Origin of the sequence: Erythrobacter sp. (assembly GCF_024305245.1) — a bacterium.
In the GTDB taxonomy this organism is placed as follows: domain Bacteria; phylum Pseudomonadota; class Alphaproteobacteria; order Sphingomonadales; family Sphingomonadaceae; genus Erythrobacter.
This window is the reverse complement of the sequence record NZ_JAMWYX010000009.1, coordinates 127,083-152,140: the sequence shown is the minus strand read 5'-3', so window position 1 is coordinate 152,140 and position 25,058 is coordinate 127,083. Positions and strand designations below refer to the sequence as shown.

The window sequence follows — 25,058 nt, the reverse complement described above, 5'->3', positions numbered from 1 at the left end:
TGGAAACTCGGCGCTTCACATCACCTGCGCAAGGTGGGGCCGGCACATCGCTTACGATGGTGTTGCTTGCATCACAAGCTTACTTCGCTGCGACGCAGCGCATGAAGTGGCATCGTACCCTTGGGATAGCTATGCTTCCTTTAGCCGCAGTTATGATCTGGTCGGCAGGTTTAAGCGAGATCAGAGGGCTTCAGCGCGGCATTCTGGGTGGCCAAAACGGCGGTTTCTCGGCCATAACGGGAAGCTACATCTTGCCATTCGTAGTGTTGGTCGCTTTCGCTTGGTTGAAAAGAGGAAGCCCATCCGCGCACAAGCGTCTTATACTCATGGCAACCGCCTCAATCTGCGCTGGGGCGCATCTTCGGACCTTCGATTTGTTCAATCCTGGCATCTTTTGGGGCAGCGAGTCCTATTTCATGCACTTGCTGGTTGGGTTTGGCGGGTCGATGCTGATCATCTGCTTCGGAATGATCTATGACCTTGCGGCCAGAAAAGCACTTCACCCTGTTTACAAGTCGGGCGCACCAATTCTGTTTGGTTGGTATGCACTGGCAGCTTGGGCATACAGCAACGACTCTTATGCCGACTTTGCCCGCCCAATTATCGAAGCAATGGGCTAGCTCCTTTGAACCGCTTGAAACCATAGCTCGCACTGGCCGCAACAGGATCGATTCCGATGGCCGCTCATGGCCGGGATTAGATGGGGAGCAGACGTGCCCGAAATTTACGCGGCGACATAAATCAGTCCAAGGCCAGCAAGCGCTGAAAATGGCGCAACTGCTCGAACAGCGGCGGGTGCAAGGCGGTCGGCCCACCAGCATGCGTAGTCAGCGTGCCAGCGGAGCGGAAGGACAAGCAGAACCAGCGAAGAGAGCACGATGAACCATCCTGCGACCTCAAATGTCTGCGGCAACTTTGACGCGGGAGCACGTAGAAGCAGTGCCAGCCCCCCGCTGAGGCGAAGCCCCTGCTCGAAATTGTTGATCGTTCGAGTTGATGCCGTGAGGCTTAGCACATGCAGGGTACGCTCCGGCCGCAAAGCCATGAAGGCTCCCGTGCCAATCAACCACAACCCAGCCGCTACGCTGCCGACCAAGCCTAACAGTTCCATCAATGAACTATGCCATCGGCGTGAATGTCTGCACAGGGGTCGCTAGATGAACGGCAGGAATTTTCCACAAGCGGGACAAAGCCGCCATTCGCGGCCCATCTGATCACAGCGACGGCTGCCGCCCCACACCCGGTCGTTCATATCATCTCGGGTAAACGTCCGCTTCTCACAGAACCTGCCTTTTGGACGATGCAAAGCAGACGGTCGGCCAGGCGCCTTCATTCCGGTCAATAACTGCCACTCCCTACTTCGGAGTCTGAGCTTTTGCCGTGCCGCCCACTGCATCCTGCTTCATTGCTCATCCTCGCCGGCTCCCGATGCGGCAGAAGTTTTCAGCGTGGAGTAATCGCCGCGGTGATGGCGTCCGCCGTTGCCTGCGCGCCGGCTAGGGTGGGGTGGAAGGGCGATCCAGCTATCGGTCCCCAGCCTTTTGTCCAAGGTGATTTGGAGCAAGCATGATGCTTGGCACCAAGAGCATTCATGTCGACAATCTTCGCTCCGCCATTCCTTGCCGCCTTGCGGGTAACAGTGGCGAGTTTGCTTTCCACTTGTCGCATGAGCGCGGCCTCGGCGTTGCTCAATCTGAGCTGAGGACAGGTCCCGTGTGCCGGAAGGACGGTGGGGTATGTCGCGACAACTACTGTTGCTGCCGGAGATCGCGTCCGGATCGTGTGTAGAAGGGACGTCAGTTCTGATTCCAGCTTCGCATAGTTTCGTTGATCAATTTCCGGAGGACCTGACCAGAACTGCCGGATCAGCGTTCCGGTCACCGAGTCCGACTTCCGCGCCGCCGACAGGTAGAGATCGCGCACAAAGCCAACATCGTTGCCGCCTACAGTCAGTGTCACAAGCCTCGTATTTGGACCCAACGTGCGAATTTGCGCATCTTGGAAAAATTGGCCTCCCGTGAGAACATGCCTTGTAACCGAGCCGCTGCACGTCATGTCGACCAGCGTAAGATTTAGTGCGCGGGCGAGGCGTGGTGGGTAGCCGCCGAAGCCGCTCCCCGGATCGCGTAGCGCCCCGAACTTCAAGCTGACAATCGCCTGCTCGCGGCGGCTACTCTGAGCCAGCGCGCGGCCAAGCAGGCTTTCGTTATGGCCGACCCCATAGAAGTCGCCGGTGTCGAGCAAGGTGACGCCTGCATCGAGCGCGGCATAGATCGTGGCGATGCTTTCGCCCTCGTCGGCTGAGCCGTAGAAGTCGGACATGCCCATCAGGCCGAGGCCGAGCGAAGAAGTAACGGGGCCGGTCTGGCCAAGGCGACGGTGCTGCATGATGATCTCCGCGTCGGGGTGACGATCGCCATTTACCGCGCCATGCATTGTGCGATAAGCCAGAATAAACCGGACAGGCTGTGCAAGGAGATGCACAATGCGCGATGCCGACCTGCAGGACCTCCTCGCCTTTGCCGCCGTGGCGGAGCAACGCAGCTTTCGCGCCGCAGCCGCGCGGCAAGGCGTTTCTGCCTCAGCCCTGAGTGGAGCGGTTCGCCGACTGGAAAAGCGCCTCGGGCTGCGTCTTCTCAACCGCACCACCCGCAGCGTTCAATCGACCGAAGCGGGCGCGCGCCTGCTCGACCGCCTGCGCCCAGCGCTCGCCGGCGTCAACGAGGCACTCGACAGCGTCAACGCCTATCGTGACAGCCCAGCCGGTACCCTGCGGCTCAACGTGCCGGGCGTAGTCGCCCGCCTGATGCTGCCGGACCTGCTCGCCCGCTTCATGGCCGCCTATCCCGACATTACCGTCGAAGTGCAGGCCGAGGACCGCTTCATCGACGTGCTCGGCGAAGGGTTCGATGCAGGGGTGCGGTATGACGAACGGCTTGAGCAAAACATGATTGCTGTTCCGATCGGACCGCAAACGCAGCGCTATGTCTGCGTGGCGGCACCATCCTATCTTGCGCTGCACGGAATCCCGCAGCACCCGCGCGACTTGTTGCAGCACGCCTGCGTCCGGCACCGCTTCCTTCACGGCACGATGCTGCCATGGGAGTTCGAGCGCGACGGGGAGGTAATCAATGTATCCCCGCCAGCACGGGTGACGACCAACGCGCTTGAGGTACAGCGCGCCGCGGTTGCCGCTGGGTTCGGGATCGCCGCCAGTTTCGAGGGCTTCTACGCCGATCTGCTGGCCGACGGCAGCCTACAGGAACTCCTGTCTGACTGGTCGACGCCGTTCTCGGGGCCTTTTCTCTTCTACCACGACAGACGCTACGTTCCCGCGCCGCTAAGGGCCTTCATCGACTTCCTCCGGCAAGAACGGGCTTGAGAAGCAGCGGGCGAACACTTCTTCTTTTTGAAGGAACCCTGGCGCGAGGCCGCTTCGGAGTCGTTTGCGGAAGGTCTGTTTTCGGCTCAGGAGAGGCGATCGCTGCCTGACGGCTTTCAGGCTCGCGGCTGATCGCAACGAACTGCTGCTAATGGGTGGTTTGCCGGCATCGCAATCAAGTCTGTTGCACGGGGGCACCTGCGCACCGCCCCCGTGCAGAAGCTCCATCAAAAGCGATAGGACGCCACAACCTTGATGGACTGCAAGTTGAAATCGTCATTCGCTCGCTTGAAATCCACGCCGCCGGCAAGGACAAAGGGGTTGGTGGCAGGGGCACTTCCCTGGCCGACGCGGATCAACGTCTCATCATCGTTATAGCCGGTGTAGAGATATTCGATACCGAGCGAAAAATTGCTGCCGATCTTCTGCTCTAGTCCCGCGCCGATCTGGAAGCCATAGGCATGGTCGTCGGCAATCACGGTGAAGGTATTTGCAGTGTTGCTGGACTCGAATGACTGATCGAGCTTGGCATAGGCGATCCCGCCCGTGGTATAAAGCAAGGTTGACTGGGTCACGGTGTAACCGGCACGCAGGCGGAGCGCCGCGGTGTAATCGATGTTGCGCTCCATATAGTAAAATGCCGGTGTAGTGCTGAACGCCGATACAGAGTCGCGAACATCGGCCGTGCCAATTTCGCCAACAACACCGAGAACCACGTTGCCCATCTGGTAATCGTATCCGGCACGCGCAGCAAAACTCACGCCATCGGAATCAGGAGTGCAATTCGTGTTTTGCGGTGAAGTGGCTTCGCCCCCACAAAAGCCGGGCGAAAACGCATTCGCGCCCGAAGCGGTCGTGACGGTTTCACCAAAGCTACCGTTTGAACCGCGGTCGAAGGTGATTGTTTCATCGCTATCGCTGGCTTGGAAATCATAGCCAATCGTAACGCCCGCGTAAAAACCGTCAAATCCATCATCCGCGTGAGCAGGAGTGGCCATCAGAGTGACCCCGGCGATGGCAACTGCAAATGTTCTCATAAAAACTCCTGAAATAGCATGGACTTGCTGTGTGGCCGTATGCTCGAAAGGACCGGGAGATTACCGTCTGACCTTCATTTTAGACGCAGTTCACGCCTGAAATGATTATGTGGCTGGGCAGGCGTTACTCACCTGTCTTGATCGTAAAAACGCATGTCTTCCCTGCGGGTTTACATGGTCCGACGGTCCTCTCGCTCAGCCCTACGTCGGCGAGGTGGTGGTAGATTGGATCGGAGAAAATTTTTTTGTAACGCCCGGCCTCCGGCCAGAGGCGATATGCAATGAGGCTGCGCTCGGCCGTAAAAAACTGGCCCATCTGCCTTACAATAGCGACCGAGCCCGAAAGCGAGGAGGCGATTGGTGATGGATGACGGTAATGGGGTCGATTCCTGAACGGCAGGAATTTTCCAGAAACGAGGCAAAGCCGCCATTTTCTGCCCGAACTGAGCCGCGAGTGCTCCCGACCCACATCAGGTCGTGCACGGTTGCGAGATCAAACGTCCGATCTCGCCTGAAGCCGCCAAATCAGCGCGCCCCAAAATCGGGCAAGCATTCTCAAAAGGAGTATTTCAGGCTCGCCCGAACCTGCCGCGGCTCTACCGGGTGGAAATGGCGATCTTCCACGCCGCTTGATTCGCCGGGTAGGCGCGATTCGTAGAAATAGGTGATGTCAGCGTCGCGGGCGTCGAACAGATTGAACACCTCGACCCCCAATCTCATCGCGCCGAAATCGTAATAGCCCGCCAGATTGACCAGCGTGGTCGCGTCCGAGCTGACCGAGCGGTCCTCGATCAGCGGAGCGCTGCTGAAATGGCGCAGGCGGGTGGTGACTGTGAGGTTGGGAAGGGGGCTCACCGCAATCCCCGCCGCGAAAACCTCCGGAACCGCGCCCGGGATGGCATCGGTAGCAGCACCCGGCCCAACGAACCTGGCATTGGTATGGGAATAGGCGGCATCGATCACCACGCCGGGCAACGGGCGCCAGAATACATTGGCCTCCACCCCATAGCGCCGCGATCCGTCATTGGGTTCGGTCGCGCCGCCATCGCCGATGAAGACCAGTTCGGAATCGAGTTCGAGCCAGAAGCCGACCAGCGAGGCATCGAGCGTCGATGTCTCCAGCCGAGCGCCGAGTTCGGCCCCCTCCGCCCGAACCAGAAGAGGCACCCGCTCCGCCGGATCGCCGCCGACCGGGTCGACCGCGATGGTCGCCCCGCGCGCGTCGTTGGAATGGAAGGACTGACCGTAATTGGCGTAAAGTTCGATATTCGTCAGTGCCTGCCATGCCAGCCCAACCTTGGGGGCAAACAGGTCATCGTCGGCGTTGCCCGAATTGGCGGCGAGATCAGAGCGCACGTCGACCATCTGGTAATCGAACCTGAGTCCGGCAAAGCCGCGTAAACCCGGCGCAATCGCGATCTGACCATCGGCATAGAGGCCAAGCCCGGTTTGGTCGATCGCATCGAGCCGCACGGCATCGACCGGGGCCGCATCAATGCTGCGGAACAGGCCGACCTCGTCGATTGCATCATGGCGCAGATCGGCGCCGATATTGATGGCGACCGACCCGCGTTCGATCCGGTGCGACACCGCGCCGCCCAACACCCAGCGTTTGTCGCGCTGCACGAATTCGTCACCCCGCCCCGGTTCTTCGAGAAAGTAGGTGAAGTTGGACACCAACTCGAATTCGTATCGGGTGGCATAAGCCGAAAACGCAGTATTGCCGACAGCACCGTTCAACACCGCGCCCAAGCGGGTTGTGCTTCCACCCAAGTCATCGTCAATATTGCCGAACCGGTCGATCAGACCGCTGGCCACCGCGCGCTCCGGCACCTGATCGGTCGAGGTCCAGCGCGCGTCATAGGCGTTAAACTGGAGTGAAAAGCGGTTGGCCTCGCCGCCGATGGAATATTTCACCAGCCCTGCAAACCGCTCCAGATCTTCCTCTAACACCCACGGGCCGTCGTAGAACTGCGCGTCACCCACTATCAGCAAGTCGCCGCCACTGAGGACGGTGCTTCCCCCCGCGACGCCTCGGACGAAGCCGAATTCGCCGACCTGCACCTCGGCAAAGGGGCGCAAGGCGTCGGCGGTTTTGAAGGCAGCGGTTCCGGCCGCGCTGAAATCGCCGACATCGGCGAAATAGGGGCCTTTGCGGAAATCGATCCGCTCGACCGCTTCGGGGATCAGGAAGTTGAAATCGAGATACCCCTGCCCATGACCATGCGAGCGCATGTTAATCGGCACACCATCAACAAACCCGGCAAAGTCCGTGCCGTGATCAAGGTTGAACCCGCGCAGGAAGAACTGGTTGGCCTTGCCGCTGCCCGAATGCTGCGTGGCGATCAGGCCGGGGACGTTTTCCAGCAATTCACCCACCCGCGAAATCGGGATAGCATCGAAATCGGCATATCCGACCGTTCCTTGCGACCCCGACCGGGCCGTGCCGATTTCATCCAGCGCGCGGCCGTAGACGATGATCTGTTGGGGCTCATCGTTTTCCCTTTCGGGGAGGTCGGGTTCGGTCGCGGTCTGTGCCGTCGCGGCTGAGGCGAACGCGCATAATGCTGTCCCCGCCATTCCGATCACCAGCCTTCGGGCGCACGCCGATGCGGTGTTTGCAGACATGGAATATCCTTTGCGGAAGCGAGAAGAGGATCAGATCTTGCGGGGCCTCGGCGCAGTGGAGCGGCGCGCGAAAAGGACGACTCCGGCGACAAGTACAGTGAAAAACACCAGCATCAGGCTTGTTTCGACCGCCGCCTCGAAAGGTGCGACGAAGTTTTCATCGAGGCCGATATAACGGTCCGCCACCCACACCGCCGCGATGGCGCAACAGAACAGCGCCATTCCGGCACGCAGCCGCTGATAGGCGGGTGTGGCAGCGATAGTCACCAGTGCGGGGACGATCGCGAGTGCGATGGCGATCTGAACCAGCTCGATCCCGACGTTGAAGCCGAGGAGCGTGACGATATTGCGCGCCACGGACAGATCCGTCGAACTCAGGAATCCGGCAAAACCCAAGCCGTGGACCAGCCCGAATAGCGTCGCAAACAGAGCCTCGTGGCGGGGGAAGATGGGGCGGATCGCGTGGATCGCGGCAATCAGCACCGAAACCGCGATCAGCGTTTCGACCAGCGCGCCGGGCAAAGTCAGCCCGCCCAGCGATGCCGCGATCAAGGTGGCGCTGTGTCCCAGCGTGAAGCCCGAAATCAGGATCGCGGCCGAGCGGATGGTAGTCCTGGCCCCGCGCGCTTCGCACCAACGCCCGCCTCGCGCTATCAGCGGCAAAGGAAGCAGCAGGGCGAGCAGGAACGCGAGGTGATCGATTCCGCCCAGAATATGCCCGGCGCCAAGGCTTACCGCGTTGGCAAAGGGCATCCAGCTGCGCGCCGCGCCGCGATTGATTGCAAGCACGTTGCGATCGCCGCGCAGGGTGCCGATGACATCGGGCTCGTCGCCCAGTTTGGTCGCCGGGTCGCGGCGTAGCATGACAAGCACGAAGTGGTCGGGCACTGCGCCGATGACCGCGCGCCAGCCGAGCGTGAACTCACTGAGGTCCGAGGCCTGTAGCGGCATCAGGGAGAGCGTCGCGACAAGGTCTGTCGTGCCATCGCGGGTGACGAATGCGACGCCTTTTATCTTTGTGCGCCAAGCGCCACCTTCGCTGCTGGCCGAAATGGTTTCGGCGAGATAGCTCCGCGCCTGCCTCCGTGCAGCGTCATCTTCCGCAACACGGTTGCCGCTGGCATAGGCATATTCTGCTGCCGGTAATACCACCTCCAGTTCAACACGGTCGGCCTGAAAGTCGAGATAGACCTCGCTGTTTGGCGACTGGTGCGCGCTGGCGGCGGCTGTCAGCGCGAAAAGGGCGATGAGCCACCCCGTCACGATCGGGATCAACCGTGTGCGAGCCATATCAGCCTCGTTGCCGGATCATTGATCTTCGGGTTGATGACGCGCGCCTGCTCGCTGGCGACGTCTGCAGCATCGGGCTCGCCAAGAATGGTGAGCGCCTGCGCCTTGATCGCATAGAGCTGCGCGGATCGCCAGCCTGACCGCTCGGCTAGGCTGATTTCAGTCAAAGCCGCACGGGCCTGATCATTCGCCATTAGCGCCCGCGCCAATAGCAGCCGCGCCTCGCCAAAGGGGCGTGCTTGCGCGTTGATCCTAGCCAGTCGAAGAGCCTCGCTGAGATCGCCAAACACCAGCTCATGCTCTGCGGCATGGGCGGCGAAGGCAGTGGGGTACTTGCCAGTCCATTCCTGCCAGATCGCGCCAGATTTCCGCGCCCAATCACGGCTGCGGGTGGCGTCTCCGCGAACGCGCCAGACAAACGCCAGCATGTCCATCGCCTCGGGCCGGCCGTGATCGCGCGCGATCGTTTCAAGATCGGCAATGGCGCGGTCCGTCTGGCCATTGGCGAGGCGCGCCTCGGCGCGGTAGAGCGTGGTGAGCCAGTGTCCCGGAAACAGCGCCTCTGCGCGGTCGTACCAGTCTCTCGCCGCAAGATAATCGCCGCGTGCGCTTGCGATCATCCCGGTCTGAAGCGCTATGCCCGACAGCACGACAGGGGTGTGTTTCTCGGTTCGGGTGGCTTCGGCCAGCGTCGCGATAGCGGCATCGAACTCGCCGGAGACGCGCTGCAAGTTGGCGATACGCAGTGAAACGCTGATATGCGGATCGATCTGGGCTGCTTGGCGGTAGAGGCGCGCAGCCTCGGCATGATCGCCCGAATAAAGTGCCAGATCGCCGCGCATGGCGGCGGCTTCCGACAGGGTCGGCTTCTCGGGCGTCACGGCGGCGCGCGAAAGGATGTCGAGATCACGCGCCGCACCAGTCCGATCGTGCTGCGCAAGTGCCAGTTCGGCCCGCAATTCGGGCACGCCGGAGGGCGACGGAGCAAGGTTCCGGACCGCAGTGATCTGGGCCTCGGCCATGTCGAGATAGCCGATCCGGCCCGTCAGGCGGAACAGCGAAAGCGCCGCAGCACCGGCGCTGGCTCGAGGGAGCCATTCGTTCGGGCCCCGTTCGACGCGGGCCTGCGACAGGGCGAGACGGTCGTTCGATACGGCCAGAAGCTCAGGATATGTCGCAGGACCGAACGCAGGTCTTTCCATCGCGAATGCGGGCGCGGGTTCGCCGTCGCCGCGCTGGATCATCCATTGCAATAGCGCAATGGTCAGGATCGCAAGCAGTGCGATCAGCGGCCAACGAAACAGTCTGGTCATGAGGTTGTTGCTGCACTTTGATGAGCCGGGCGGACCCGATCAAATCGAGCCCGCCCGGCAGCGGCAGAAGAAGATGATGATCCGGCGATCACCTCACATGGCGCGGGCACAAGGGGTAAGCCCCGCCGCGACCAGGTCGTCCGCCAGGGCATTGGTCAGGCCCGTCAGCTGCGAGGTTAATTCCGGCACGAAATCACCGTCGGCATCATTAACGGGATCCGCGTCGTTATAGGCGTTTTTCTGGCTCGAGCCGATCAGTGCGGTCGACACCGCCGGCATCCCCATGCGATCGACCCGCGTGTAGGCGCTGGCCGCGTCGGTGCGGAAGGTGAAGCCCGAACCCGGCGAGGTCATCACCTGTGTTCCTTGCGCGGGCGCCAGGAACGGAAAGCCCATGGGCAAAGGCACGTCGTTGGCCGATGGGTTGAGCGGCAGGCCAGCCAATGTGCCCGGCCCGTTGCGGCTGAGATCGAGGAAGATCACCGCCAGAGTAACGTCGATCACCGGATCCGCTAGCAACCGACCATTGGGGAACCCGGCATCGGCAGCAAGATTAAGCGTCAACGTATCAGGAACAACGGCGCCTGCTACTGTCACCCCGCCGGTTCCGGGCACGACCTGGTTAAGGCAAGGGCCAACATCAAAGCTGGTCGGCGTGGGGGTCGGGCTTGGCGTCGGGGTCGGTGCGACAACGACGGGAGGCGCCGCCATCTCGTCGTTCCCGCATGCCGCCAAGAGGCCGAGCGTCACAATCAGCGGAGCAGTAGCCAACTTTCCGCGAAGCGATCTTGAAAATTTCGTTGTCATTACAGTTGGCCTCCAAGACGGGCAGTGGTGGCCCACACATCCACCAGGTTTGATCCGTTTTCGATCCGGTCGCGCGGAATCGTAATGACGATGGCCGTGAGGTTCTGCCCGGCGAAGAAGTCGCGCTGGTTGTCGAAGCTCAACGTTCCGGTTGAAAGCGTGTCGCGGAATCCTTGGAGATCGAAGAAGAACGGATCGTCGAACAGACCGGTCCGTACGCGCACGCCGTCCTTGACGAGATCGGTCTCCACCGCGCCTTCGATCGTTCCGGTTACCCCGGGAAGGCCGCTAACCTGAACACCGAAACTGTTGCTTCCCGAGGCCTGACCGAAGCGAACCTCGACAGGAATGTCGGGAGTGGTGCGCGGTGCGGCGTTCGAGACATTGATCGTGTAGAGCACATCGGGATCATAGACCGCAGGCTGATCCGCAGCCTGCGGACCAGCGAAGGTCAACACGAGGTTGATATCCGTTGCGGTGTGCCAAGCGAAGATGTCGGCGATATCTGCTGCTGTGTCGGGCGTCGCGTCATTTGCGGGGCTGGTTCGGCCGGGCGGATCAAGGTGGTCAGCGGCTATAACACCAGCGCCGGTTACATAGAGTGCGCCCCCTGCAAGCGCCATCATGACCCCCGCAGTCAGGGGCAGTGCGTGTTTCATTTTCACCCAAATTCTCCTCGCGCAATGCGTCAATAGAGCGGCTGCGCACGTTACTGTGCCGAGGCCCTACGCTGGCGGATCGCGTCCGGTTTTGGGTTTGTTGAAATATTTTTTTGAACTTGCCTAAATTGCTGCCGCCTTCCTAGATCGCGGTCTGCCGAAGCTGGAGAATCACGGCGCGCATGGCCAACGACGCACAGAATAGTGAGCTACTTCAGATCCTTCTTGCGATGGCAGAAGGTGAGAAAGCAGCCATGCATCGACTCTACGTGCAAACGTCTCGAGAAATTTATTCGCTTTGTTTCAGTTTTATTCAAAACCGGGAAGCCAGCGAAGACGTAGTGCATGAAGTGTACTTGAAGGCCTGGAACCGGGCGACCAGTTACGATCAGACGAAAGGCTCGCCGATGGCCTGGTTGACCCGGATTGCGCGTAACAGCGCCATCGACTGGATCAGGGCCCATAAGCGCCGACCGACAACCGGTGACGACGAACTGATCTTCGTCGCTGACCAAAGTGAGACTGCGGAAGAAATGCTCATCCGAGTAGAACAATCGGACAATGTAAGGCAGCAGGTGGAGAATCTGGCCTCGGCCGATGCCAATCTGATCCGCAGCGCCTATTTGCGCGGTATGACCTACTCCGAAGTCGCAAATGAAACAGGCTTGCCGTTGGGAACAGTCAAGACGCGGATCCGCCGGGGGCTTCGCATGATGCGCGAAAGAATGATCCATGACTGATGACTCCACAGCCCCGAATGATCCGGAGATGCTGGCGGCAGAATATGCCCTCGGCATGCTGGATTCTGACGCGCACGCAGCAGCCGAAGCGCGCATCGCGACTGATCGTGATTTTGCAGCCCGCGTGGCGCGGTGGGAAGCGGTTGGCCACGAATGGGCCAGCACGGCTCCCAGGGACGAGGGCTGGTCGCCGGATGACCTGTGGCAGCGAATGGAAGCCACCTTCCCGGCGGGGCGCGAAGCGCGCGTCCCCCCTCGGCCTGCCAATGATGCAGGCACGCCGTCAGTCGAACCGCGTTCGGCATCCGGATGGCGGCTCGGAGCGATTGCTGCATCCGTCGCAGCGATGGTGCTTGGCGGGCTCTACCTGGGCGAGCGCGACCGGGCGCAGGAATTCGGCGAGAAGCTCGCTCTGGCCGAGGCGCAAGGCGAGGTGGCTACATCGGCCATCCGCGTTGCACAGGTAAGCCAGGCAGACGGTGCGCCCCTGCTGAGCGTGATCTACGAAGGGCAAGATGGAAAACTTACCGCGCGCATTGCAGAAATTGCGGATCAGAACCTCGTTCCCGAATTGTGGGTGATCGGCCCCGACGGAAAGCCACGCTCGCTGGGACAGGGTACTGGTGGCTCGGTCTTCGTGGTCGAGATTACCGACGAGATGCGCAAAGACATTGCTGCCGGGAGCGTGATCGCAATCTCGCTCGAAAAACCGGCACCAGCCCCCAGCGCGCAACCGACGGTTGAGCGCATTCTCGGCGCTGCACAGCTTGCGCCGGTGACGTAAGCACACGCGAGCGACCTTGGTCATGCTGCTTTGCGCCTCCATCGCTCAATCGCCGGGACGTTCCTTCCCACTGCCGCGAGCTAGGTCGCGCAATGGGCTTGGAGTGTCGCGACAGGAAAATGCGTCGAAGTGCCACAGTTGATGGCTTCGGCTGCTCTGAGGAGAAGACGTGATGATAGTTCAGAAGTGCCCACATTGTGGTATATCGTCGTCTGAAGATCATTCGATCAGTTTCGGCAATGTCACTCTTGAAGACAAGGGCGTTCTCGTTTTTGAAAGAACGGAAATGATGCTGCCAAGGGTCCAGCATCAGCTCGTGCAAGCTTTGGTGGTAGCAAAGGGCAGGGCTTTGACACGCGCGCACCTCGCCGATTGGCTCGATGGCGAAGTGTTTGATCAGTCGATCGCGGTTTATGTGGCTCGTGTGCGCTCGACCTTTCGTCAAATTGATCCATCTTTCGACCAAATTTTTTCAGTCCGCGGCTTCGCAGCTTACAAATGGTTGTTCAAACCCCTCGCCCAATGACGGGTGGGATCTACCGTGAAATATCGAATATCGATCTAGAGCTGGACGAGGAAAGCTCGCGCCACTCTTCCACACCGTAGTTCGGGACGAAGATCCGAATAATCTTGAAACGATCTGTCGGGCAGAGGTGTCGATCAAACGCACCTTCTTACTCAAAATCCCACGCCCAGCCTTATCCCGAGACGCGCGTCCGGGGCATCGACCGACAGTCCAGCCCTTGCATCAACGCCAAGCTGCAGCCGTGAAGCGAGATTGGTGGCAAAACCCAGGCCGACAGATTGATTGTCCTCGATCAATTGGGTCGCTGCTTGGTCGTAACTATAGGATAGCGTGACCGAACTCGATTTGCTGACGACAAATTGGCTGCCGACGGCGCCAGACATGGTGTTGCGTACACTAAAGCCAGTGGGTTCGCCTATGACGGTGTAACCGGCGGTGACGAAGGGGATCACGTTGCCGAAACGCTGCGAGATTTGGCCATTAACACCGAAGTCTACCTCGCCAGTCCCAAGGGCGGCCTCTCGCGAAGCAGTGGGCACCTTGATGGTGCCACCGACTGATGCGTTTAACCCGCCCAGTGGGATCTGATAGTCGGCCTGCAAGGTAAGATCGCCGATGCCTTCGCGGGTTACCGTGCGGGGCTGGGTGGAAGGGCGCGACAGAAGCGACGTGCCCAGCAGCCCGCCACCGCTCACAATCAAATCTTCGGGAGCCGATGTGACGATGTAAGGGACCGAAGCGGCGAAGGAGAACCTGCCCGAAGTCACCCGAGCGCCGGTGGAAAAGCTTACTGTTTCATATTCGCGGTCAGCGAGGTCGCCCGTGACGTAATCTGAAGCTGCGATCAGGGTGATCGCGGTCTCCGGCTTCGGGTCTTCGGAAGAGGCTGGCGCGGCCTCTTGAGCGAATGCAGGACCACCAATTACAGTAAGGATGAGAATAAATTTCGAATTGCGCATGATGTCGCTCCAAGATTGAAAGGTCGCAGCCGGGGCTGCTTCATCTCTGAAACGAACGGGCATTCCGATTTCATCCATTCTATCTTGATTATGGCTGCGACTGGACCCTCAATCGGTTGAAGGCACTATGCATTAGGCAGGATGTGCTGCGGCGAAGATGGCAACGCACGATCAGCGACGTTGGTCGCACCCCCGCCGTGATGCGCCGCCAGCGCAAAACAGGGTTCCGCGGGGCCGACTGCACGTTTTCGCGGGGCGTGGATGCTATCGTGAATTAAACCCGCATCCCCATCCGTTTCACCTTCGACCGGCTCGACAAGCGCCGGGAGACATATGAACGGAGAAACGCCATGAAGTCTTTCAAGATTGCCGCTGCCATCACCCTCGGCCTGCTTGCCACGGCCGGCCATGCCGCCATTTCGGGCTTGATCGAAGAGAAGGTGGCCCGCGAAGAGGAGCAGTTGATCTTCAACGCGCCGATCGCTGGGATCGAGAACAAGCTGTGGTTCAATTACCGCATCGATATCACCGAAGCGCAAAAGGAACTGCGTTCGGATCTCGACCGTGCCAGCGACATCGAGGATCTGCGCGATGCGTGGGAGGAATACGCCCGCGAGCTTCGCAAGGAGCGCGTCCACTACATCGAGGAAATGGCCGAGCGCGGCTATCGCAGCGGCACAGTGACCGTCAACTGATCCGTCAAACCCCGCTCTCTGAGGCACACGGGGTTAGGGGCCGGCAGCAATGCCGGCCCCTTCTTTTGGGGTTCTCAAGGTTGCCAATCACGGTTTCGTGCAACTTGTTCCTCGGCAGCGTCGAGCGCGCCGCCCGCTGCCATGTCCTGCGCCGCTGCCAGCAGATCGGCTTCACTGCCTGCCTGACGGAACTCTGACGATTGTGCGCCGCCAAGCGCGAATTGCTGCTCTATCTTCCAGCCGGTGTCGTCGCGGCAGGCAATCCCGCCTTCTGTTTCGCCACGCCACGCCCGGCACAATCCGCCGCTATCGCGTTCGAAGCTGAGCAGTATGCGTGTCTCGGCATCTGCAGGTTGGTTGGCTGCCAATAGTGTATCGAGCGCGGTCGCGAGCGCCGGATCGGCATAGCCTTCGGGGTTGCCCTGCCAGGGCTGAAGCACAGCAAGCACCAGCGATGCGGCCAGAGCAGGCCCGGCAATCGGCCCCCAGCGTCGTAGCACCGGCACCAGCCCGCGCTTCTGGCGTTCGGCGGCAAAGCTGATCACTTCGCCGCTGTTCTGTTCGTCCTTGTCCTGCGCGCCGGAGAGCAGCGCTGCGAGATGCGGCGGCACCGCCTCTTTGGCCAAGGGCGCGTAATGCGCTGCGAGGCGCGCTTTGAGCGCATGGTGCGCCTCGATTTTGGCAGCCAGCGCCGGATCGGCTGCTACCGCCGCAGCCACCCGTTCCTTCTCAGCCCCGTCGAGCTCGCCGTCGGCATAGGCAGCAAGAGTTTCATCGGTGATGTTCATTGAACCGCCTCCAGCATCGCCATCAGCGCGTCGCGTCCGCGCACCAGCCGTGAGTTGAGCGTGCCGACCGGGCAATCGACGATCACTGCCGCCTCCTTGTAGGAATAGCCCTCGACCATGACCAGCAGCACAGCTTCGCGCTGGTCCGCGGGCAGGCGCGCCATCGCGCGGTCGACCATTGATAGTTCGACCCGCGCTTCCTGCCCGCCATCCGCTCCGACCGAAAGCCCTGCCTCCTCGTCCACGAAGGTTTCGCTCCGACGCGAACTGGCACGGCGTTCGTCGATGAAGATATTGCGCATGATCCGATACATCCAGCTGTCGAGCCGGGTTCCCTCCTGCCACTGGTCGCGACGGGAAAGAGCGCGCTCTATGGTCATCTGGCACAGATCGTCGCCGTCGGCCGGCGAACCGGCAAGGCCGATCGCGAACCGCCGCAATCGCGGCAGCAGCTCAAGCGCTTGCTGTTCGAAGCTTCTGGACAGCGTAATGTGCCTTTCTGTTGGATGAAACGGCTGGCGGCGTTCGTTTCATCCATGCTTAAGACGAAATAGCCGAAGGAAACAGCCATGCGTCCGCATCTGCCCACCATTCTTGCCGTGCTGGCGCTGGCCGTCATGATGGCAATGCCAGTCTCGGCACAGCTGCAATTGCCGCGCCTGCCGGATGTTGGCGGGGTGATCGGCAATGCCACCGGTATGCTTGAAGAGACGCTGGAGAGCGCCGACCGCCTCACCGCACGCGAGGCGCGGCGCCTACTGCGCGTCCGCGACCAGACGCTGGCGCGTCTGCTGAGGCAGAACAGCGACGTGATCGAGCGCGATATGCGCGGCGATCTCGCACGGCGGGGCGAGTTGCTGGCGATCGAGCCTAGCGCTACTCAAGTCGCACAGCTCGAAGCGTCGGGCTTTCGCCTGCTTGGCACCGAACGGATCGAGGGGTTGGATATTGCGGTCGTCCGGCTTGGGATCCCCACCGACCAATCGCTGGCAGAGGCACAGGCGCGCGCCGCCGAGATCGTGCCGGAGCTGGAATTGAGCGCGGATCATCTGCACTTCGCCGCGGGCCAGACCACCGCGACTTCGGCGTTCCCTCCTCTCGCCTTATCGCTCGCCACTGCACAGGCCGCACCGATCACCGCGCCCGTCGGCATCATTGATGGCGCGCCGGGCAAGGCCGTGCCAGTGGCCGCGGTCAAGGGATTTGCCGAGGGCGCGCCATTTGCCTCAGACCACGGCAGCGCGGTGGCGAGCCTGCTGCGCGCTGGCGGGATGCAAACGATCCGGGTGGCGGATGTGTATGGGCAGGATCCCGCAGGCGGCAATGCGCTGGCGATTTCGAGAGCGCTCGGCTGGCTCTCGGCCAGTGGCTGTAAGGTGGTGACGATCAGCCTTGTGGGCCCGCGCAATTCGCTGGTGGAACGCGCGGTCAAGGCGACACGCGCGCGCGGCATCATCGTTGTCGCAGCGGTCGGCAATGATGGCCCCGCAGCACCGCCCGCCTATCCCGCGTCCTATGAAGGCGTGTTGGCGATCGCCGGCGCGGATCGGAAGGGCCGCGCGCTGATCGAGGCAGGACGGGCGCTGCATCTCGACTATGCTGCTCCGGGGGCGGACGTGTAACGGAATATGTTGCAACGATCGCGACCGTGCCGGCCCAGCTGAATGTTGTTGATCGCCGGGGAAGATCCCTTGCAGAAGATTGGGATCAACTCATGGGCGGACCTGTAAAAGGCACCCATGCCGCCTGCCCCTTTATCCCACACAGCGAGGTTGATGAGCTTAAGGCCAACAGCCAGGCCCGCGTTGATCAGCACGTGGCTCGACCGCCAGTCAATGAATGCAAAAAGGGCGCCGCGATCGATGAGCGCGGTGGAACAATGCCCAAGGAACTCCTCCAGGAACTTCTTAAACTCAGAGTCGGTCATTTCGCCCGACGCCATCACGAACTCGCCATGCTTGTGCTTGCCAAGCCCGCTCACGTTGTTCTCTATTTTCACGTTATATGGAGGATCGGTCAGGCAGGCCGTGGCAACCTGACCGTCCAAGGCATGAGAGTAGCTTTCGGCCTTGGTTGCATCCCCGCAGTGAATGCGGTGCTTGTCCAATAGGAAAGTGTCGCCAAGCCTGGCTACCGGCTCCGCGGGAGGAACCGGCACCTCCTCCTCTTCCGCCTCAGCAGCGGCAGGATCGAGGAGGATGATATCCTGCTCCTGAGCACTGAAGCCGGTGGCGGACAAGTCAAAATTCAGCTCGATGAGCTCACCCATTTCGAGCTTGAGCTCCCCAAGATCCCACTCCCCGGTTTCGGCAATTCTGCTCATACTGAGCGCAAGGACACGCGTCTCGTCTTCAGTAAGATGTTCAATTGTGATGCATGGGATCTTTGAAAGGCCAAGCTGCTTCGCTGCCTCAAGACGGACGTGACCATCGACGATCCGCCCATCGCGAATTAAGATTGCTCCGACAAAGCCGTTCCGCTTGATGCTTTGGATCACGCGCTCCAGCTGGTCATTGGTCAGCTTTCGCGTGCGGCGCTTGGCGGGCTTGAGGTCACCTACGGACAGGAACTCAATTTTGCAGTCCGGCAACAAATCGTTGCGCCCACCAGACACGATGGCTTCGTTGACGCGAACAGCTTCGGCATTCTGCTTACGGCGGCGAACGGACTTACCATTCAGCTGCTTGGTAAGTGCGGGCTTCACAATAGGAGTGGTCATGGCGAATTCCTCCAGCAGCCGCGCGGCGGCTACTATTGGCGCACGTACTCGGCCAAAGGCCGCGCTCGCGATTTCAGGATTTTGCCGCGCCCAGGAACTAGAGCTCTGTGACTTTGGTGTCCTTAGGACGTTTGTCTACGCGTGCTGCCAGTATAGGATCAGAAGGACCGCCTTACCGCAACGTCTTTTTTTTGGACTCTGGTTTTTAAGAATCAGGGGCTAGCTTATTCGGAGAAGGCAAAGCAGACGCCAAGTTGGAGCGCGACCAAGGCAGGTCGCATCATCTCCAATAGGCGTGCCTCTATGCCATCGGGATAATAGCCAAGATAAGCTTCACCGCGGCTCGCCGCGTAGTTGTTTCCATTCGCTGCGGCACAATCGAGCGCGTATTCCCAATTGTTCTCGCGCATTGATACGCCGTGGACCGGGTGAGGGCGTAACGAGAGGCCGATCAACATGTTCGCGCTCTTGCCGTCGAGCGAGCGAAAAGCAGTAGCTCGCAATCGCCCGTCTTCGCGCTTCGTCATTGCCGCGATCAGTTTGCCGTCGCGCTCGATAGTGATCGCGGGAGCTGCCGGATCGATATCGCCGAGCTCGATCCACCAGTTTTCCCCTGCTGCTGAAATTTCCTCTCGTCGGTCGTCAGGAGCCAAGTTTTCGGTCAGGTTCAACAGTGCCGGCTCGAAATTTTCCCACTGGCAACCGCCACGCGCAGTAAAAATCTGTAAGCCTGCAAGCATGAAAGGCAGGGGAGATTCGCCGTCATTGCCAAGCATTATTTCGAGCAAGGCGACTGGCATGGGATACGTGATCACTGGCAAGCCGTGGCGAGCAAGAGCCTCTGGTTTGAACTGGAGCATCACAAAGCCCTCGGGGTCATCAAGTGCGGTGATCTCAGTCGTCGCTAGAGTGTCATCTTCCGGACCTGTCATTTTGCGCCCACGTCGTTCAGACGCTGAATGGCCGCTTCTATTGCCGCTACCCAGGCATCTTGATGCGCTGGTAGCAGGTCAGTAATGCGCGGCGCAGACCTGCCGCTGATCGCAACATACCGATTGCCGGGCTCGTCGATCAGGTGGCCGCCAATAAGGCCGGCCAGCTTGTCAAAGTAAGGGCGCCAAACTTCTTCAGGAGTATTCAAGGCTGCTGGATTGGACCAGAACTTACCCTGTTTTTCGATGTAGCCAAAGTTCACGGGCTTATCGTAGTCGGGCAGGTCGACCTTCAGGTTGAGGGTCTGTTTGAAGTCCGCGTACACTCCGAATAGTGCGAGAGCGTCGAGCATTGCATTGATGGCGCTTGGCAGCGCAGGATCCCGGGCGGCCATGAGCGCCATAAAGTCGCTCATGCTGATCGATTGGGCGCGCGCTTTGTTCTCGGCGGGAATAGAATCGACCCGCACGGTGCCGCCCTCAATCCGGACGATACCTCTCTCGATCATCACAGTCTTTGCCAGTGTGCTAGGAACGGCAAGGATTGCGCCTGCGGAATTCCGCCATGTCGCGACTTCAACCAGCGCGAAGGTGAAGTGCGCGCCGGCATGGCTCTGCAGCAAGGCGGCGAGGGTTTCGGTCTCGGAGCGGATGCCGTCGCCCAAGACCATCGCGATCATCCGACCGCGGCGCAGGTTGGCGGAGACAGCGTCAATAAAGTCTGCCTCGGGCAGTGCTTCAGGGTTCTCCGACACTAGATCGTAAAGTCGCTTGGGTGCCTTTTCCCCCTTCGTAACCACCGCCTGAAACTCATCGAAGCTCATTGCAGTAAGGGCAGAGAGATAGTCGAGCGTCTGCGCGACGACTTCGCGTCTGATCTCAGTGTTACGCCAAAGCTTGGTCTCGATAAAGACGATGTCGCCCGAGGGCGTCAGGAAGAGGTTGTCGATCTTGCCGTGCGGACAGGGTACTTCCAGTGCAGCCGGTATGAGCATGCCGAAGCCAGGCTCGATGTCGGCCATTGGCAAGATGCCGGGATGGGCGTGGATGAGCTCCTGGAGCCATTTTTCATTGTGGTTGCCGACGCCGAGATAGATGCGCTCAAGGGCGATCTGATCACCTGAGTTATCGATCAGGACCGGGATACCAAGCGCTCTTGTCATGGGTTCGGTGTGCTCGAACAATTGAGCCTAGTCCAGTGGAATGAGACTTATAAGTCGTGGGCTTATCAGTCGCGCGAATGGATCGTCGCTTGTAATGGACATCCGCAAGCGCATTGGTTGGAACGTGCGGCGCCTTCGCGCGCAACGCGAACTAACGCAAGAAGACTTTGCTACCGATAGCGGCTTTGATCGGGGCTACATAAGCGGCGTTGAACGCGGCGTGCGAAACCCTTCAGTCCTTGTGCTGGAGCGCTTGTCCATGGCGCTCAAAGTGGATGTTGCGGAGCTTTTTGACGCAGGGAAAGCTGTGGAATTTGCTAATATTACCTCTAGAAAATAGCAAAATCCTGCTGTGTGAGACCATGCCGATGTCCAATAGATGACAAGCCGCCATCGGAAATAAAAGCCGACACTGCGACTGCCCGCGATGATTATGCCCCAACGCCATTTGCAATTCGAAAAGCTGAAAGCGCTGCTTGAAATTCGAGCAGATGACAGAGCAGCGAGTCTCGCTCCGTCTGCGCTTGGCAACTGTCGCGTGGCCGCGCGAGCTATTGTAATCGATAGAAGGCAATCTTACTGGATCAAGTACAGTCACACCTGATCATCGTGTCGGGAGGATTGGGGGAACGTACGATGAAAACGAGAAAACTGACGATTGGTCTGTGCTTGTTGCTGGCACCGCTCTTTGCTGCTCCCGCCTCTGCCGACGAGGCGGACAGCCGAGCGCAAAAGCAAATGAAGAAGATGGACGCAAATCGCGACCAGTCAGTTTCGCTGGAGGAGTTCACAACGCATCGGCGCGCATGGGCGGCCAAGCAGACAGACCCTGAAATGCGGATGCAACCGGATGTTGTGCAAAGAGCCTTCGGCCGGGTTGACCGAAATCGCGACGGCGGCATTTCCCATGACGAACTTCGCGAGAGCCTTAAGGCTTCGAAGAAGCCCACTTGACCATTTTTGCCCTTCGCCATGCATCGGCCCGATCCTCCGGACGCGAAAGGCGAGCGCCAGATCACTGGTCCACTTCCCTTCACCAACATTTGCAGTGGCTTGCACCGGGCGGGTGAATTACCCAATTCTGACAGCGCGCCCCTGAGCTTGAAATTGCGCGAATTTGATGATCTATGAGGGCACCGATTTCGTGTCAGGTCAAAGACGCGCTAGCAGCAGAGGCCCTGGCAGCGTTCAGCACCTTTGAATACTCTGGAGTAAGGCATGCATGCAGCCGAACGCGAAGAAATCATTCTCAATGCGCTCCGCGAGAAAGGCTTTATCACCTATCGGCATCTGGAGGCCGAGGTTGATGCATCGCCGGCGACGATAAGGCGCGATCTCGCTCGGCTGGAAAAGCTAGGCAAGATCAACCGGCTGCACGGAGGTGCGAAGGCGGTCGACGCTGGTCACAACCTGACGGGTGCACCGGCCAGTCTGGCTGGCACACCGTTCGAGAAATCGCTTCAACTGAACATCGATGCGAAGCGCGCCATCGGCAAGGCGGCGGCCGATTTGTGCAAGTCGGGCGAAGGAATTATAATCGACGGGGGTACGACGACGTACCAGATGTGCGAACATCTTGGCGAGATGAGCCTGCAGGTGCTCACCAATTCGCTGCACATCGTGAACGCCTTGCTGCCGCAGGAAGCGACGCAGTTGCTGGTGCCGTCAGGCCCGATCTTCCGTGAGCAGAACATCATTCTGGCCCCCGCGGGCGAGGAGAGCATGCCAAATTTCCATGCCAGCAAGCTGTTCCTCGGCGCCGCCGCGGTGAGCCCCCGTGGCATTTTCCAGGCCGATGCGCTGCTGGTGGCGAGCCAGCGCCGGTTTCTCGACCGCACTGACGAGGTGATACTGCTGGTGGACAGCAGCAAGCTCGAGGCTTCGTCCGGCGCGATCGTCTGCGCGCTCGACCGGATCGATCGCATGATCACCGATGATGCTGCTGATTCCGAGCTTATCGAACAGCTCGCAAAAGCAGGCCTCAAACAGATCGAGTTGGCAGCGCCCGAGGTTTAGAGCCTTAATCCTGTACGAGTATTTCGCGCGTGATCTGGCTGATCCGTGTCATTCCAGTAAGCGCCATCGCCACGCGCATTTCCGCTTCGATAAGTTGCAGCATGTGCGTTACTCCCTGCTCTCCACGTGCACCCAGCGCGTAGGCCCAAGCGCGTCCCAACAGAACACCCTTGGCCCCAAGCGCCAACATCCGCACGACGTCCAGCCCGGTTCTTACTCCGCCATCGGCCAGCACTGTAAGTCGCTCGCCGACTGCCTCTGCTATTGGCGGCAGTGCTTCGGCCGTGGAGGGCGCGCCATCGAGCTGGCGACCGCCGTGATTGGATACGACGATCCCGTCGGCGCCAAGATCGGCCGCGCGGCTGGCATCCTCGGGATCGAGGATGCCCTTGATGATCAGCGGGCCGACCCATTCCGATCGGATAAAGTCGAGATCGGCCCATGTCACCGAGGGATCGAAATTGCCACGCATCCAGGCAAAGAAGTCTTCAATTCCCGATCCGCCTTCCAGCACCGGGGCGACATTCCCGAGACTATGCGGCCGCCCGCAAACGCCGACATCCCATGCCCAGCGCGGACGCATTGCGCCCTGCCATGTCCGGCGCAGGGCTCCACCAAATCCTGGTGCGCCAGCAAGGCCCGACCGATAATCACGATAGCGGCTGCCCGGCACCGGCATGTCGACCGTAAACACCAGTGCGGAACACTTTGCTGCCATTGCGCGGGCTAGCAACTCGCGAAGAAAACCGCGATCGCGGATCATGTATAGTTGGAACCAGAACGGCTGGCCGGTTGCCACCGACACCTCCTCCAGGCTGCACGCCGATACCGTGGACAGCGTGAACGGGATGCCCGCCTTCGCTGCGGCGCGGGCTGCCTGGCATTCGCCACGTCGCGCATTCATGCCTGCAAGGCCGATCGGCGCGAGCGCCACCGGCAGGTTCAGGCGTTGCCCGAACAGTTCGCTCGACAGATCTATCTGAGAGACATCGCGCAGCACTCGCTGGCGCAGCACTATATGCTGGAGGTCCTCCGCATTACGGCGCAGCGTGATCTCGCCGTAGGAGCCGCCATCGATATATTCGAACAGGAAATGCGGCAATCGCGCGCGCGCAAGGTCGCGGTAGTCATCGATGCTGGCGGCGATCATGGCGCGACTTTCAGATGGCCCTGCCATGCTTTCGCATAGGCGGCTAGGTCATAGGGCAGTGGATCGATCCTCTGCAGTTCGCCAGTTGGGCGCAGCGCGGGCTCGATCAGGCGCAGCGCACCAAAGCTCACATCATTGTGGGCTTTGGCTACAAACACCTCGGTGTCGGGACGCAAAGCGGCAAGGGCACGGACGAACACCTCGGCTTCAGCGAAGCGCCCCTCGATCAGCAATCGTCCGCGCGATCCGATCAGATCGAGCGATTCATTCGCCATCAGCGCAGCATAGAGGCACGCTCCGGCGCGCCGCGCGAACCAGTCGTCGGGCTGAATGATCCACCCGCCGGTGCCATGCGGGAAAGGACCGTTTCCCGGTGCCAGAGTCGGCAAAACCATTGCCCCGGCGGCAAGCACATGCGGCACCGCATCAAGCAGGCGCGGCTGGTCGGGCCGTATATCGACCTGACGCGTATCGAGCTCGATCAGCATTTCGATCTCGCGCCCGCCCATGAACCGGGCCGAGAGGATCGGGTGGCCAGAGGGATCGACATTGACAAGGCAATCGCGCTGCTCGGGCAGAGCGGAGAGATCGCACCCAGTTCCGGCAAGGCGCAGCGCGATGAACCACGTCCCAGTCGACAGGATCGTCGCATCCTTCCCCTCGATTTCGGCAAATCCCCGGGCCGCTATTAACGCAGCATTCGAATCGTGCAGTCCAGCAAGGATCTTCACCTCCTTCGGCAACCCGGTGCGCCGCGCAAGATCGGGCCGCAACGTGCCCACCACATCCCCAGCGCGTCGCAGTGGCGCGAAGCGCCCGGCCCAACCCTGTTCTTCGGCCATGCCCGAGAACTCGGCTTCAGCAGGGTTCCACAGATCGGAATGGCAGCCGAGGCTGCTAACCTCGGTGGCGGCTGCACCCGACAGGAACCAGGCCCAATACTGAGCCCAGGGCATCAGAGTGCTCGAGCCTACCTTACCGGGATAGAGCGTGTCGGCCCAAAACAGCTGAATTGCACAATTGAGGCACGCTGGCAGTGCGGGAGATCCGGTTTCACGGAAGGCGGGCCGCTGCTTTCGGTAAGCCCGGACAATCTCCTCCGGCGGCTCCTGCTCATAGTCGATCGGAACATAGGCCAGTGCGCCGTTCTCAACAGCGGCAATCGCGGCACCGTGGGCGACCGGTATGATGTACTCGACAGGGTGGCCAGCGAAGTGGGAAAGAGATTCCTCCACGAAAGCGGCAATTCCACGAGTATCGAGGCGGATAATGTCGCCTTTCGATACTCGCAGGTTGGGACGGGAGAGCTTGCTCAGCATGCGTCCGCTGCGCGACCACAGCGTCACTTTGCTCAAGGTTTTGCCAATATCGACGACGATCGCAAAGCCCTTGTCCATCAGTCCCTCCGCGGAACATAAGCCCGCCAAATTTCATGATTGAGAGTTAGCGAAAATGATTGCTTATGAAAAG

At 60.4% G+C, this 25,058-nt stretch carries 26 protein-coding genes; 10 read left to right on the top strand and 16 right to left on the bottom strand.

Annotated elements, in window-relative coordinates; all coding sequences use genetic code 11:
* A partial coding sequence (locus Q0L48_RS13075) for a hypothetical protein (protein ID WP_296721649.1) occupies positions 1-620 on the top strand: 620 nt, incomplete at its 5' end.
* A gap of 104 nt (positions 621-724) precedes the next feature.
* On the opposite strand, the gene Q0L48_RS13070 is transcribed toward Q0L48_RS13075, so the two are convergent.
* Together Q0L48_RS13070 and Q0L48_RS13065 are read right to left on the bottom strand one after the other, a co-directional pair.
* The gene (locus Q0L48_RS13070) at positions 725-1,111 is read right to left on the bottom strand and encodes a hypothetical protein (RefSeq protein ID WP_296720654.1); all 387 of its coding nucleotides are present in this window, start codon (positions 1,109-1,111) and stop codon (positions 725-727) included.
* 332 nt (positions 1,112-1,443) lie between these two features.
* A complete protein-coding gene (locus Q0L48_RS13065; RefSeq protein ID WP_296721647.1) occupies positions 1,444-2,436 on the bottom strand; it encodes an aldo/keto reductase in 993 nt (330 codons plus the stop codon).
* A gap of 49 nt (positions 2,437-2,485) precedes the next feature.
* Here Q0L48_RS13065 and Q0L48_RS13060 point away from each other — a divergent pair, with 49 nt between their 5' ends.
* On the top strand, positions 2,486-3,382 hold the full coding sequence (locus Q0L48_RS13060) for a LysR family transcriptional regulator (RefSeq protein WP_296721646.1): 897 nt from the start codon (positions 2,486-2,488) through the stop codon (positions 3,380-3,382).
* Positions 3,383-3,609: 227 nt separating this feature from the next.
* Here Q0L48_RS13060 and Q0L48_RS13055 read toward each other — a convergent pair whose 3' ends face one another.
* The 6 genes from Q0L48_RS13055 to Q0L48_RS13030 all read right to left on the bottom strand — a co-directional run bounded on the left by Q0L48_RS13055 (position 3,610) and on the right by Q0L48_RS13030 (position 11,083).
* Positions 3,610-4,419: an outer membrane beta-barrel protein gene (locus Q0L48_RS13055; protein WP_296721644.1), complete on the bottom strand. Its 810-nt coding sequence runs from the start codon at positions 4,417-4,419 to the stop codon at positions 3,610-3,612.
* 555 nt (positions 4,420-4,974) lie between these two features.
* Positions 4,975-7,047, bottom strand: a complete 2,073-nt coding sequence (locus Q0L48_RS13050; protein ID WP_296721643.1) for a TonB-dependent receptor — start codon at positions 7,045-7,047, stop codon at positions 4,975-4,977.
* A gap of 30 nt (positions 7,048-7,077) precedes the next feature.
* Positions 7,078-8,337: a HupE/UreJ family protein gene (locus Q0L48_RS13045; RefSeq protein WP_296721641.1), complete on the bottom strand. Its 1,260-nt coding sequence runs from the start codon at positions 8,335-8,337 to the stop codon at positions 7,078-7,080.
* On the bottom strand, positions 8,319-9,650 hold the full coding sequence (locus Q0L48_RS13040) for a tetratricopeptide repeat protein (RefSeq protein WP_296721639.1): 1,332 nt from the start codon (positions 9,648-9,650) through the stop codon (positions 8,319-8,321). Before Q0L48_RS13040 ends, Q0L48_RS13045 begins: the two co-directional genes overlap by 19 nt.
* A gap of 93 nt (positions 9,651-9,743) precedes the next feature.
* The gene (locus tag Q0L48_RS13035) at positions 9,744-10,361 is read right to left on the bottom strand and encodes a DUF4331 family protein (protein ID WP_296721637.1); all 618 of its coding nucleotides are present in this window, start codon (positions 10,359-10,361) and stop codon (positions 9,744-9,746) included.
* Between the two features lie 95 nt (positions 10,362-10,456).
* Positions 10,457-11,083 carry a DUF4331 family protein gene (locus Q0L48_RS13030; RefSeq protein ID WP_296721635.1) on the bottom strand — a complete coding sequence of 209 codons (627 nt, stop codon included), beginning with the start codon at positions 11,081-11,083 and terminating at the stop codon, positions 10,457-10,459.
* A gap of 215 nt (positions 11,084-11,298) precedes the next feature.
* Here Q0L48_RS13030 and Q0L48_RS13025 point away from each other — a divergent pair, with 215 nt between their 5' ends.
* The 3 genes from Q0L48_RS13025 (at position 11,299) to Q0L48_RS13015 (ending at position 13,166) form a co-directional block, all read left to right on the top strand.
* Positions 11,299-11,856, top strand: coding sequence for a sigma-70 family RNA polymerase sigma factor (locus Q0L48_RS13025; RefSeq protein WP_296721633.1), 558 nt, complete (start codon positions 11,299-11,301; stop codon positions 11,854-11,856).
* Complete coding sequence (locus Q0L48_RS13020; RefSeq protein ID WP_296721631.1) at positions 11,849-12,640, top strand: anti-sigma factor; 792 nt, start codon at positions 11,849-11,851, stop codon at positions 12,638-12,640. The genes Q0L48_RS13025 and Q0L48_RS13020 overlap by 8 nt, the downstream gene beginning before the upstream one ends.
* A 172-nt stretch (positions 12,641-12,812) precedes the next feature.
* On the top strand, positions 12,813-13,166 hold the full coding sequence (locus tag Q0L48_RS13015; RefSeq protein ID WP_296721629.1) for a helix-turn-helix domain-containing protein: 354 nt from the start codon (positions 12,813-12,815) through the stop codon (positions 13,164-13,166).
* Between the two features lie 152 nt (positions 13,167-13,318).
* On the opposite strand, the gene Q0L48_RS13010 is transcribed toward Q0L48_RS13015, so the two are convergent.
* The gene (locus Q0L48_RS13010; RefSeq protein ID WP_296721628.1) at positions 13,319-14,203 is read right to left on the bottom strand and encodes a hypothetical protein; all 885 of its coding nucleotides are present in this window, start codon (positions 14,201-14,203) and stop codon (positions 13,319-13,321) included.
* Positions 14,204-14,475: 272 nt separating this feature from the next.
* Here Q0L48_RS13010 and Q0L48_RS13005 point away from each other — a divergent pair, with 272 nt between their 5' ends.
* The gene (locus Q0L48_RS13005; RefSeq protein ID WP_296721627.1) at positions 14,476-14,820 is read left to right on the top strand and encodes a hypothetical protein; all 345 of its coding nucleotides are present in this window, start codon (positions 14,476-14,478) and stop codon (positions 14,818-14,820) included.
* Positions 14,821-14,894: 74 nt separating this feature from the next.
* On the opposite strand, the gene Q0L48_RS13000 is transcribed toward Q0L48_RS13005, so the two are convergent.
* Positions 14,895-15,608, bottom strand: a complete 714-nt coding sequence (locus Q0L48_RS13000; RefSeq protein ID WP_296721625.1) for a hypothetical protein — start codon at positions 15,606-15,608, stop codon at positions 14,895-14,897.
* The gene (locus Q0L48_RS12995) at positions 15,605-16,093 is read right to left on the bottom strand and encodes an RNA polymerase sigma factor (protein ID WP_296721655.1); all 489 of its coding nucleotides are present in this window, start codon (positions 16,091-16,093) and stop codon (positions 15,605-15,607) included. The genes Q0L48_RS13000 and Q0L48_RS12995 overlap by 4 nt, the downstream gene beginning before the upstream one ends.
* A gap of 84 nt (positions 16,094-16,177) precedes the next feature.
* Between Q0L48_RS12995 and Q0L48_RS12990 the strand changes: the two genes are divergently transcribed.
* Positions 16,178-17,230: a S8 family serine peptidase gene (locus Q0L48_RS12990; protein ID WP_296721623.1), complete on the top strand. Its 1,053-nt coding sequence runs from the start codon at positions 16,178-16,180 to the stop codon at positions 17,228-17,230.
* On the opposite strand, the gene Q0L48_RS12985 is transcribed toward Q0L48_RS12990, so the two are convergent.
* The 3 genes from Q0L48_RS12985 to Q0L48_RS12975 all read right to left on the bottom strand — a co-directional run bounded on the left by Q0L48_RS12985 (position 17,203) and on the right by Q0L48_RS12975 (position 20,443).
* Positions 17,203-18,327: a ParB N-terminal domain-containing protein gene (locus Q0L48_RS12985; RefSeq protein ID WP_296721622.1), complete on the bottom strand. Its 1,125-nt coding sequence runs from the start codon at positions 18,325-18,327 to the stop codon at positions 17,203-17,205. The two genes, Q0L48_RS12990 and Q0L48_RS12985, sit on opposite strands and share 28 nt — an antisense overlap.
* A gap of 224 nt (positions 18,328-18,551) precedes the next feature.
* Positions 18,552-19,259, bottom strand: coding sequence for a hypothetical protein (locus Q0L48_RS12980; protein ID WP_296721620.1), 708 nt, complete (start codon positions 19,257-19,259; stop codon positions 18,552-18,554).
* The gene (locus Q0L48_RS12975) at positions 19,256-20,443 is read right to left on the bottom strand and encodes a hypothetical protein (RefSeq protein WP_296721619.1); all 1,188 of its coding nucleotides are present in this window, start codon (positions 20,441-20,443) and stop codon (positions 19,256-19,258) included. Before Q0L48_RS12975 ends, Q0L48_RS12980 begins: the two co-directional genes overlap by 4 nt.
* 73 nt (positions 20,444-20,516) lie before the next feature.
* Between Q0L48_RS12975 and Q0L48_RS12970 the strand changes: the two genes are divergently transcribed.
* The 3 genes from Q0L48_RS12970 (at position 20,517) to Q0L48_RS12960 (ending at position 22,438) form a co-directional block, all read left to right on the top strand.
* Positions 20,517-20,762, top strand: coding sequence for a helix-turn-helix transcriptional regulator (locus Q0L48_RS12970; RefSeq protein WP_296721617.1), 246 nt, complete (start codon positions 20,517-20,519; stop codon positions 20,760-20,762).
* Positions 20,763-21,058: 296 nt separating this feature from the next.
* Positions 21,059-21,376, top strand: coding sequence for a hypothetical protein (locus tag Q0L48_RS12965; protein WP_296721615.1), 318 nt, complete (start codon positions 21,059-21,061; stop codon positions 21,374-21,376).
* Positions 21,377-21,640: 264 nt separating this feature from the next.
* Positions 21,641-22,438, top strand: coding sequence for a DeoR/GlpR family DNA-binding transcription regulator (locus Q0L48_RS12960; RefSeq protein ID WP_296721613.1), 798 nt, complete (start codon positions 21,641-21,643; stop codon positions 22,436-22,438).
* 4 nt (positions 22,439-22,442) lie between these two features.
* On the opposite strand, the gene lldD is transcribed toward Q0L48_RS12960, so the two are convergent.
* Together lldD and Q0L48_RS12950 are read right to left on the bottom strand one after the other, a co-directional pair.
* Complete coding sequence (lldD, locus tag Q0L48_RS12955) at positions 22,443-23,588, bottom strand: FMN-dependent L-lactate dehydrogenase LldD (protein WP_296721611.1); 1,146 nt, start codon at positions 23,586-23,588, stop codon at positions 22,443-22,445.
* Positions 23,585-24,985 carry a carbohydrate kinase gene (locus Q0L48_RS12950; RefSeq protein ID WP_296721609.1) on the bottom strand — a complete coding sequence of 467 codons (1,401 nt, stop codon included), beginning with the start codon at positions 24,983-24,985 and terminating at the stop codon, positions 23,585-23,587. The genes lldD and Q0L48_RS12950 overlap by 4 nt, the downstream gene beginning before the upstream one ends.
* Positions 24,986-25,058 lie beyond the last annotated feature (73 nt).